The following is a 10,557-nucleotide window of genomic DNA, read 5'->3' as shown; positions in this document are numbered from 1 at the left end:
CGCGTTTCGTCTCGCTCCGCTCGCTCAACGACCCGCATCAGGAACCCCGCGGAGGAGGGACCGGGCGTTGAGCGGGGGAGGGACCCCGGTCGTTGAGCGGAGGCGCGCAGCGCCGCAGCCGAAACGGCTTGAGCGAGCCGGAGGCGAGTCGAAAGCGCGCCATCCCCCGCGACTACAGTGGATCTGCCCCCATTCGGGGGCGTTCCCACCCCTGGAGTCCGCATGGCAACCGTCGACGACCGCGCCCGCTACCGGCCGAATCCGTCCGTCCTCACCGCCCTGAAGTCGCCGCGGCTGTTGACGCGTGAGGTCCTCGCCGGACTCGTCGTCGGGTTGGCGCTCATTCCCGAGGCGATCGCGTTCTCGATCATCGCCGGTGTCGACCCGAAGGTCGGGCTCTTCTCGGCGTTCGTGATGGCGGTGTCGATCGCGTTCGTCGGTGGCCGCCCCGCGATGATCAGCGCCGCGACAGGGGCCGTGGCCCTCGTGATTGCCCCGGTCATGCGCGAGCACGGCATGGACTACTTCATCGCCACCGTCATCCTCGCCGGTGTCTTCCAGGTGCTCCTCGCCGTCCTCGGCGTCGCAAAGCTCATGCGCTTCATCCCGCGCAGCGTCATGGTCGGCTTTGTCAACGCCCTCGCGATCCTCGTGTTCATGGCCCAGTTGCCCCACCTGATCGACGTGCCGTGGCTGGTGTATCCGCTGGTCGCCGGTGGCCTGATCATCATGGTGCTGATGCCGCGCCTGACGAAGGTCGTGCCGGCCCCGCTGGTCTCGATCATCCTCGTCACCGCCGTCGTCGTCGTGTTCGCGCTCGATGTGCCGACCGTAGGGGATGAGGGCGAGCTGCCGCGCAGCCTTCCCGAGCTCTTCCTGCCGAGCATCCCGCTCACCTGGGAGACCTTCACGATCATCGCCCCGTTCTCGCTGGGGATGGCGCTGGTGGGACTGCTCGAGTCGCTGATGACCGCGAAGCTCGTCGACGAGATCACCGACACCCACTCGCACAAGACCCGCGAGGCGTGGGGCCAGGGCGTCGCGAACATGGTCTCGGGCTTCCTCGGCGGCATGGGCGGCTGCGCGATGATCGGCCAGACCATGATCAACGTCAAGGTCTCGGGCGCCCGCACGCGCATCTCGACGTTCTGCGCCGGAGTGTTCCTGCTCGTGCTCGTCGTCACCCTGGGCGACGTCGTCGCGATCATCCCGATGGCGGCACTGGTCGCCGTGATGATCATGGTGTGCGTCGCGACGTTCGACTGGCACAGCATCCGCCCGTCGACGCTGCGGCGCATGCCGAAGAGCGAGACGTTCGTCATGATCTCGACCGTCGCGCTCGTCGTGATCACCTCGAACCTGGCGATCGGCGTCGTGGTCGGGGTGATCGTGGCATCCGTTCTGTTCGTCCGGCGCGTGTCGCACTTCGCGACCGTCACGAGGACGGTGTCGGCGGATGCTGCCCACTACACGGTCGACGGCGAGCTGTTCTTCGCCTCCAGCAACGACCTCACCACGCAGTTCGAGTATGCCGATGACCCCGAACGCGTGGTGATCGATCTGTCGCGCTCGCACATCTGGGATGCCTCGACCGTCGCTGCGCTCGACACGATCGAGACGAAGTACGCCCAGCACGGCAAGACCGTCGAGCTTCGCGGGCTCAACGATGCCAGTGGTGTGCTCCACGGGCGGCTCAGCGGCGGCTTTCCACCCGCGTGAGCGCCTCCGCTCGCGGAAGGCTCACGGCGCGGCAGGGGGAGGCAGCAGTTCCGTGACGAGCTGTTCGATCCGCGCGCGAATGTCGTCTCTGATCGACCGGACGGCATCGAGGTCTTGTCCGGCCGGGTCGTCGAGCTCCCAGTCCTCGTAGCGTTTGCCGGGGAAGATCGGGCAGGCGTCACCGCACCCCATCGTGATGACGACATCGGATGCCTGCACAGCATCGGTCGTCAGCAGTTTCGGCTGCTGAGCGGCGATGTCGATGCTGAGCTCGGCCATGGCAGCCGTCGCGATCGGATTGATCCGTTCCGCCGGTATCGAGCCAGCAGAACGCACCTCGATGCGGTCGCCGGCGATGCTGCGGAGGAACGCGGCGGCCATCTGCGAACGCCCGGCGTTGTGTACGCAGACGAAGAGCACGGAGGGTGTCAAGGTGCAACGCTACCCTCAGCGTCCGCCGATCTCCGGTATCGCCGATTACGGGCGCTGAGCAGAATCGATGCGACGACCGCCGCGACGACGGATGCCGTGAGAATCGCGACCTTGGCGTGGTCGTGCGCCTCGCTCCCTGCGGCGAAGCTCAGCTCGGCGACCAGCAGCGACACCGTGAAGCCGATGCCGGCGAGGATGCCGACGCCGGCGATATCCACCCAGCGCAGCGCCGGGTCGAGGTCGATCCGGCGGATGCGCGTGACGAGCCACGTGGCCACGGTGATGCCGAGCGGCTTGCCGACCACGAGAGCCAGCACGATGCCGATCACGATCGGGTCGGAGAACGCCGAGACGAAGCCCTCCGCACCGCCGACGGCGACGCCGGCCGAAAAGAATGCGAACACCGGAACAGCGAAGCCCGCCGACAGCGGACGGAACCGGTGCTCGAACACCTCGGCGAGCCCCGGCCCGGCATCCGGTCCGCGATCGGCTTTCTTGTGCAGCACCGGGATCGTGAAGCCGAGCAGCACGCCAGCGATCGTGGCATGGATGCCGGAGGCGTGCAGCAGCGCCCACGCGATGACGCCGAGCGGCAGCAGGATGAGCCATGCCGCCGTGGGACGCAAGTGGAAGAAACGCCGGGACAGCTGGGCGACGAGGCCGTAGAGCGCGATCATGACGAGGGCGAGCAGCAGTGGCACGACCTCGACCGTCTCGGTGTAGAACAGCGCGATGATGCCGATGGCGATGAGGTCGTCGACCACGGCGAGGGTGAGCAGGAAGATCCGCAGTGCGCTCGGCAGATGCGAGCCGATCACGGCCAGCACGGCGACCGCGAACGCGATGTCCGTGGCCGTCGGGATCGCCCATCCCTGCGACGCCTCGGCTGATCCCGCAACGACGACCAGGTAGATGACGGCCGGTACGGCGACGCCTCCGACGGCGGCGACGATGGGCACGATTGCGGTGCTGAACCGGCGCAGATCACCGCTGACGAACTCGCGCTTGAGCTCGAGGCCGACGAGGAAGAAGAAGATCGCCAGCAGCCCGTCGGCGGCCCACGCGCCGATGCTCAGACGCAGGTGCCACGGCTCGTAGCCGATCTCGAAGTCTCTGATCGCGAAGTAGCCGTCCGCCCAGGGCGAGTTCGCCCAGACCAGCGCCACGACGGCGAGGGCGACCAGCAGGATGCCGCCGACCGTCTCCTTGCGGAGCAGCTCGCCGATGCGGACGGATTCTGCGGCGGACGCGGAGGGGAAGATACTGCGGATACGGGGAGGGGAAGGCGACATGGGCGTCTTTCGGGTCGACGGTGCGTGACGTCGACCAGGCTTCCCGACACTCCGCAACCAATTCTACCGGGTGATTCGCACTCTCAACTGGTCACCCGGCCGGTCTCGTACGCCCACATCGCGGCCTCGACGCGGTTGCGGACGCCGATCTTCATGAGGATCGCACCGATGTGCGTCTTGACGGTGCCGAGTGAGAGGAACAACTTCGCGCCGATCTCGACGTTCGTGAGGCCCGCCGCCAGCAGGGACAGCACCTCTTCCTCTCGGGCGGTCAGCGGTTCGGCGGCAGGGCGGGAGGCGACGGCGGACGGAGCGAACGCGGCGAGCAGGCGGGTGGTGATGCGCGGCGAGATGAGCGCGTCGCCGGCCGCGGCGGCCCGCACGGCCTCGGCGATCAGCACGGGACCGGCATCCTTCAGTAGGAACCCTCTGGCACCGGCGCGCAGCGCGCCGTACACGTACTCGTCGAGGTCGAACGTCGTGATGATCACCACCGGGAGCGGGTCGGCGACGCCCGTGCCCGCGAGGAGTTCGGTGGCCTGGATGCCGTCGAGCTCCGGCATCCGGATGTCGAGGAGTGCGACGTCGGGGTTCGTTCGTCGCGCGAGCGCGACCGCTTCGGCGCCGTCGGCGGCCTCGGCAATCACCTCGATGTCGGGGGCGGCGTCGAGCAGCAGTCGCAGCCCGGTGCGCACGGGCTCCTGGTCGTCGGCGATGAGGACGCGGATCATCGGGATCCTCGCAGCGGGATCGTGGCGCGCAGCATCCATCCGCCCTCGGGTCGGGGGCCGGCATCGACCGTGCCGCCGAGCAGTTCGGCTCGCTCAGCCATTCCGCGCAAGCCGTGCCCACCGGTGTTCGCGGATGCTGTCGGCTGCCCGTCGTCGATGACCGTGAGGTGTGCGGATGCGGCATCCAGCGTCACGCTCACGTCGATCGTCGTCACGGCGCGCGCGTGCCGACGGGCGTTCGTCACCGCCTCCTGCGCGATGCGGAACAGCGTCGTCGCCACGATGCTCGGCACGGATGCCGGGGCGCGCACGGTCACCGCGACGACGGGCGGCCCGTTCGTCGCGAGCGCTTCGACCTCGGCGAGCCCGGGCGAGGGCGAGTAGTCGGCCGGGCCGCGCAGCACGCCGACCAGGGAGCGCATATCGTCCATCACGGCCGAGGCCTCGCGCTCGATCACCTCGAGCGACTCGCTCACGCGGGCGATGTCAGCCGGAGCCATGCGCGCGACCTGCGCACGAATCACGATCGCCGACGCGTGGTGAGCGACGGTGTCGTGCAGGTCTCGGGCCAGGGCTTCGCGTTCCTGGGCGCGGATCGCGGCGAACTCGCGGGAGAGGGACGCCACCCGCTCACGTCGCAGCGCGCCGATGAGTGCCGCGCCGCCGACGAACGCCACACCGGCGACGGCGCCCGCGATGCCTTCGCCCGTGAACAGGGTCACTCCGCTCAGCGCGATCGAAATCACCAGCCCGGCCGCGAGGACGATGCCGCCGATGGTCCGCTCGCGTGCCGTGCCCCAGCGGAAGAGCGCATAGGGCGCGGCGAGCAGGGCGAACATCGTGACCAGGCCGCCGCTCGGGATGCCGTTGAGAACCTGCGTGATCTCGAATCCGGCGGAGATCACCGTGGTCGCGGCGACGACGAGCAGCGGGCGGATGCGCCGCCACGGCAGGGTCGACAGGGCGGCGATCGTCACGAGGGCCGTCGCCAGGCGCCACGACAGGTCAGTGCGCAGGGCCGCCTCGAGGATGGTCGCCGCGATCAGCACGATCACCAGCACGATGTCGCGCGGCTTCGGGCCCGCCGGGCGCACATCGAACCGGGAGAGTCGCTCCGCATCGCGTGAGGTCGGCACGGTGTTCATGCTACTGATGGCGCTACGCCGCGACAGCGACGACGACGGGGCTCTTGCGCAGGATCGTGCGACGGATGATGATCTCGGCGACGACGATGTTGATCAGCCATCCGGCATCCATCTGCACGACCCGCCAGAACTCGCTGGGTGTGCCGAACAGGATCGCGAACGGCGCAGACGTGAGCACCTGCGTACCGGCGCCCATAGCCAGCGCGTACGCGCGGATCATCCACGCGGCGTGATGGGGGATGTCGCGGCGCGCGACCGCCACCAGGGCGAGAACGATGGATGCCGCCATCAGCACGCCGACCAGATACCGCGAGATCTGCAGCGCGAGCCCGTCGACGGGCGGCACGTCATAGAACGCCGTCATCCACAGTCCGCTCAGCGCGACGATGAGCCCGGCCGGAACGAGAAGGTACCGCCCGGCGAACCGATGCCACCCGATGTGCCGTCGCCGGAGCCCCGGCAGGAACTGGAACGCACCGACCAGCGAGTACACCAGCGCGCCGACGATGTGCAGAATCACCGGGAGCGGCATCTCGATAAAGCGGGCGTTCTCCGGTGTGACCGGTGCGTCGGTGGCGATCTCGCCGACGCGCACGGCACCGGCGAGCGAGGGGATGAGGGCGAGCACGATGAGGCCAGCGGCGATGAGCCATTCACGACGGGTGTTCTTCATGGTTCGATGCTCGCCGGTGAAGCGGGGTGCGCACATCGGCCACATGGCCGGTTCGGTCGGGTCACCCCTCCTGAACGCGGGCGGTGGTGCCGCGCACGATCAGCTCGAACGGCAGCGCGCCGGGCGCGGATTCGTCTTCGGCGCCCTCGAGCTTCGCGAGCACAGCATCCGCTGCCCGCTCACCCTGTGCGAGCGGGAACTGGTCGACGGTCGTCAGGCGGAAGAAGGCGCCGAGCTCATGGCCGTCGATGCCGACGACGGACAGATCCTCCGGTACGCGGTATCCCAGGTCGCGGGCGGCGACCACGGCGCCGATGGCCATCTCGTCGGATGCGGCGAACACCGCTGTCGGGCGTGGGCCTGGCCGCCCGAGCAGCTGCTTCGCCGCGCGATAGCCGCCGTCGACGGTGAAGTCCGCGGGCTCCAGATGGGCGGGCTTGAGGGGAATGCCGGCATCCGCCAGCGCCTCCTCGAAGCCGATGCGTCGGTTGGTGGGGATGTGGAAGTCGATGTCGAACTCCGGATTCGCGCCGATGTGCGCGATCTCGGTGTGACCGAGCCCGAGCAGATGCTCAGTGGCGAGCCGGGCGAGCGCGACGTCGTCCATCGAGAGGGTGTCGAGCTTCGGATTGGGCCCGCCGATCGCGATCACCGGGAGATCGAGCGCCAGCAGCTGCGCGGTCTCGGCCTCATCGAGCTCGATCGCCACCGCGATCACGGCATCCACGCGCTGCCGGCGCAGCGCCGTCTCGAATACGTCCTTGCGGACATCCTCGTCGGCGGTGATGTTGTACAGCGTGATGTCGTAGCCGCGGCGCATCAGGGCGCTGGATACACCCGAGAGCACCGTGCTGAAGAACCAGCGATCCAGGAACGGCACGATCACGCCGATGTTGCGGGTGCGTCCTGAGGCCAGGCTGGATGCTCGGGACGAGACGACATAGCCGAGCTCCTGCGCGGCCAGACGCACCTTCTCACGGGACGCCTCCGAGGCATAACCGCGACCGCTGAGGGCGCGCGAGACCGTGGCTGTGGACAGCCCGGCTCTGCGCGCGACCTCATCGATGCTGACCATGCGGCGGTGTCAGCCCCGGGTGGTGGATCGTGTGTACCAGGCGGCGTGATCGGTCGGCACCGCGGTGCCCGCGAACGGCTGGCTCTGCACGACGAATGTGACGTCATCGCCGAGGTCCAGCGGCTCGTCGCCCAGGTTTACGGCCACGTGCAGGTCGCCGCGGCGGAATGCCACGGTCTGCTCGCCGAGGTCTTCCCAGACCAGCGAACCGACGCCGAGCTCGCGCTCGCGGCGCAGGCGCAGCAGCTCCTTGTACAGGTTCAGAGTGGATTCGGCATCCGTCTCTTCGGCGTCGCGAGCGAACCGCGCCCACTCGTCCGGCTGCGGCAGCCAGGCATCGCCGGTGGAGTTGAAGCCGTAGGCCGGAGCATCCGCCTCCCACGGGATCGGCACGCGGCATCCGTCACGGCCGTAACGCTCGCCGCCCGTGCGGAACCAGGTCGGGTCCTGACGGAACTCGTCGGGGATCTCCATCGCCTCCGGCAGACCCAGCTCCTCGCCCTGGTACAGGTACGACGATCCGGGAAGCGCGAGCATGATGGTGGTCGCGGCGCGGGCTCGCGAGAGGCCGATCGCCTGATCCGGCTTGCCGGCCGACTTTGGTCCGATGCCCTCGCCCTGAGCGTTCTCGGCGGTGAGCGCGAGACGCGAAGCATGACGGACGACATCATGGTTCGAGAGCACCCAGGTGCTGGGAGCGCCGACCGCGCCGAACTCGTCGAGTGATTCACGAATGACGTCGCGGATGCGCGCAGCATCCCACGCGGTCATCATGTACGGGAAGTTGAACGTCTGGTGCATCTCGTCCTGGCGAACCCACAGCGCCGTCTTCTTCAGGGTCGGCAGCCAGGCCTCTCCGCAGAGCGCACGGTCGCCGTCGTACTCGGCGAGAACTTCATGCCAATCGCGGTATATGTCGTGCACGCCGTCCTGACCCCAGTAGGGCACGTTCTCCTCGCCGCCGCCCATGGAGTCGGCATCTGCCACCGGGGCGTAGTCGGGAAGACCCGCCTCCTTGACCATGCCGTGCGCCACGTCGACGCGGAAGCCGTCGACCCCGCGGTCGAGCCAGAAGCGCAGGACGGAGCGGAACTCTTCGCGCACCTCTTCGTTGGTCCAGTCGAAGTCGGGCTGGGTGGGGTCGAAGATGTGCAGGTACCACTGGCCCGGAGTGCCGTCAGCCTCGACGATGCGCTCCCACATGCCGCCGCCGAACACGCTCTCCCAGTTGTTCGGGGGCAGCTCGCCGTTCTCGCCGCGGCCGTCGCGGAACACGTAGCGGGCCCGCTCGCGGCTGCCAGGGGCGGCCTTCAGGGCCTCTTGGAACCAGACGTGCTGGTCGGAGGAGTGGTTCGGCACGAGATCGACGATGACGCGGATGTCGCGGGCATGAGCCTGTGCGAGCATCTCGTCGAAGTCGGCGAGGGTGCCGAAGATCGGGTCGACGTCGCGGTAGTCGGCGACGTCGTAGCCGGCATCTTTCTGGGGGCTCGTCATGAATGGGCTCAGCCAGATCGCGTCGATGCCGAGCTGCTGCAGCGAGTCCATACGGCTGGTGATGCCGGGCAGGTCGCCGATGCCGTCGCCGGACGCGTCGGCGAACGAGCGCGGATAGATCTGGTAGATGACGGCGCTGCGCCACCACTCGGAACCGGGGGCTGCGAACTGTTCGAGCTCTGTCATGCGCCCGAGCCTACTGCAAACGCTTACAGACGCGCTAGGTCGCCGATCGAATCGGTTCGGCGGTGGAGGTGCGCTCAGCCGCCGATCACGACATTCACGGGGGCTTCGCCGCGCAGCATCCGTTCGATCTGCTTGCGGACGAGACGCGCGATGCGCGGGTTCATCGCGGTGGATGCTCCGCCGACGTGCGGCGCGATGAGCACGCCGTCGGTCTTCCAGAGCGGATGCTGCGGTGGCAGCGGCTCGGGGTCGACAACATCCAGTGCGGCACGGATGCGCCCCTGCTGGCGCACGAGCGCGTCGCTGTCGACGAGTGTGCCGCGGCCGACGTTGACCAGCAACGCACCGTCGGCCATGCGGTCGAGCATCGCGTCGTCGAACAGATGGTGGGTGGCGCCTCCGCCCGGAAGGGCGAGGACCACGATCTCGGCGTCGGGCAGAAGGGCGGGCAGGTCGTCGATGGCGTGCACCTGCACGCGGCCGAGTCGCTCATGCCACACGGGCCGTGCGGTGCGGGCGACGACCGTGAGGTCGATCTCGAACGGCTCGAGGCGCAGCGCGATCGCCTCGCCGACGCCGCCGAAACCGACGAGCAGCACCTTGCGATCGGCCAGGCTCTCGGCGAACACCGGCGACCACGCGCCGTGCTGCTGGGCAAGCACAAAACGGGGGAACTGCCGCTGCGCGGCCAGCGTCAGCGCGAGGGCGAGCTCGGCCGTGGATGCCTCGTGTACGCTCGCGCCGTTGGCGAAAGGGATGCCGGCTGGCAGGTGCTGCTCGGCGCCCTCGTACCCGATCGACTGGCTCTGCACGAGCCCGACGTCGAGGCCCTCCAGCGCGCTGAGCACCTTCACGCCACCCATGTACGGCGGCACGGCCAGGTCGATCCGCTCGCGCGGGGCAGGGATCTGCATGTCCCAGATCTCGAGTTCCACGCCTTCGGGAAGCGGGCCGATGCCCTCGGCGAGGCGGGTGCTGGGAACGGTGACGAAGAGGCTCACACGACGAGCCTATCGACTGCATCCGTCGCTGGAGAGTACGCTCGGCGTCAACCCACCGAGGAGGAACCATGGTTCCCGAGATCAACTACTGGGCGGTGCTGCTCGCGATGCTCTCGAGCATGATCGTTGGCTCGATCTGGTACACCCCGAAGGTGTTCGGCACGCGCTGGGCGCGGCTCGCCAAGGTCGACATGACCGGGTCCGCGAGGAGTGCGGTCTGGCCGATCATCACGACGGTCATCGTCAGCTTCATCACCGCGTGGGTGCTCGCCGGAGCATCCGCCATCGCCTGGCACTTCTATGAAGGGTCGTTCTTCATAGGCACGGTCGTGACGGCGATCCTGCTGTGGGCGGGGTTCACCGCGGCGCGCTTCATCACGCACGACGCCTTCGAGGGGCGCCCGACGTCGCTCACGGTCATGAACATCGCCCACGAGATCGTCACGGTCGTCGTGATGGCCGTGATCATCGGGGTGTGGCCTCCGGCCGGGACGGTCTGAGGCGCGTGCCTTCTCAGCGGATATTCGCAGTGATCGCAGCCAGGTGCGCCGTTGCGTCCTCCCTAGTCGAAGGGCGGCCGGTGACGCCGGGACGTTGCTGCCAGGGCAGCGGGCCATCCGGATGCCGATACTCCACCCCGGCCGCATCGAGACGGGCGATATGCTCGGCCAGCCGAGGCTGGAATTCTGTGAAGTCGCGGACGCCGCTCGTCCATAACGCTTCCGCGATTGCACACAGGCGCGGGAACGCTGCGTAGTCGATGCCGCGTGAGGAGTCGATGTGCTCTGTCCAAAGGTTGGCCTGCC

General features: G+C 68.5%; 11 protein-coding genes. 2 read left to right on the top strand and 9 right to left on the bottom strand.

Features of this window, described 5'->3' with window-relative positions; all coding sequences use genetic code 11:
• The first annotated feature begins 222 nt into the window (after positions 1 to 222).
• A complete protein-coding gene (locus tag ACTICP_RS14580) occupies positions 223 to 1,719 on the top strand; it encodes a SulP family inorganic anion transporter (RefSeq protein WP_441893595.1) in 1,497 nt (498 codons plus the stop codon).
• Positions 1,720 to 1,740: 21 nt separating this feature from the next.
• Here the strand turns inward: ACTICP_RS14580 and ACTICP_RS14575 are convergent, their stop codons facing one another.
• The 8 genes from ACTICP_RS14575 to ACTICP_RS14540 form a co-directional block, all read right to left on the bottom strand.
• Entirely contained in the window at positions 1,741 to 2,151 is a 411-nt protein-coding gene (locus tag ACTICP_RS14575; protein ID WP_441893593.1) for an arsenate reductase ArsC, read from the bottom strand.
• Entirely contained in the window at positions 2,148 to 3,443 is a 1,296-nt protein-coding gene (nhaA, locus tag ACTICP_RS14570; RefSeq protein WP_441893591.1) for a Na+/H+ antiporter NhaA, read from the bottom strand. Before nhaA ends, ACTICP_RS14575 begins: the two co-directional genes overlap by 4 nt.
• A gap of 83 nt (positions 3,444 to 3,526) precedes the next feature.
• Entirely contained in the window at positions 3,527 to 4,174 is a 648-nt protein-coding gene (locus tag ACTICP_RS14565; RefSeq protein ID WP_441893589.1) for a response regulator, read from the bottom strand.
• Entirely contained in the window at positions 4,171 to 5,310 is a 1,140-nt protein-coding gene (locus ACTICP_RS14560) for a sensor histidine kinase (protein ID WP_441893587.1), read from the bottom strand. Before ACTICP_RS14560 ends, ACTICP_RS14565 begins: the two co-directional genes overlap by 4 nt.
• A gap of 22 nt (positions 5,311 to 5,332) precedes the next feature.
• Entirely contained in the window at positions 5,333 to 5,992 is a 660-nt protein-coding gene (locus ACTICP_RS14555) for a DUF2306 domain-containing protein (protein ID WP_441893585.1), read from the bottom strand.
• A gap of 61 nt (positions 5,993 to 6,053) precedes the next feature.
• Positions 6,054 to 7,067: a LacI family DNA-binding transcriptional regulator gene (locus tag ACTICP_RS14550; RefSeq protein ID WP_441893583.1), complete on the bottom strand. Its 1,014-nt coding sequence runs from the start codon at positions 7,065 to 7,067 to the stop codon at positions 6,054 to 6,056.
• Positions 7,068 to 7,076: 9 nt separating this feature from the next.
• Positions 7,077 to 8,750: a glycoside hydrolase family 13 protein gene (locus ACTICP_RS14545; RefSeq protein ID WP_441893581.1), complete on the bottom strand. Its 1,674-nt coding sequence runs from the start codon at positions 8,748 to 8,750 to the stop codon at positions 7,077 to 7,079.
• 74 nt (positions 8,751 to 8,824) lie between these two features.
• Positions 8,825 to 9,751, bottom strand: coding sequence for a 2-hydroxyacid dehydrogenase (locus tag ACTICP_RS14540; RefSeq protein ID WP_441893579.1), 927 nt, complete (start codon positions 9,749 to 9,751; stop codon positions 8,825 to 8,827).
• Positions 9,752 to 9,819: 68 nt separating this feature from the next.
• Here ACTICP_RS14540 and ACTICP_RS14535 point away from each other — a divergent pair, with 68 nt between their 5' ends.
• A complete protein-coding gene (locus ACTICP_RS14535) occupies positions 9,820 to 10,251 on the top strand; it encodes a DUF1761 domain-containing protein (protein ID WP_441893577.1) in 432 nt (143 codons plus the stop codon).
• A 13-nt stretch (positions 10,252 to 10,264) separates the two neighbouring features.
• On the opposite strand, the gene ACTICP_RS14530 is transcribed toward ACTICP_RS14535, so the two are convergent.
• A partial coding sequence (locus ACTICP_RS14530) for a family 20 glycosylhydrolase (RefSeq protein ID WP_441893575.1) occupies positions 10,265 to 10,557 on the bottom strand: 293 nt, incomplete at its 5' end.

The sequence above is a fragment of the Microbacterium sp. genome, assembly GCF_052102115.1.
Classification (GTDB): domain Bacteria; phylum Actinomycetota; class Actinomycetes; order Actinomycetales; family Microbacteriaceae; genus Microbacterium.
The sequence above is the reverse complement of the archived record's forward strand: the minus strand, read 5'-3'. Positions and strand labels throughout refer to the sequence as shown.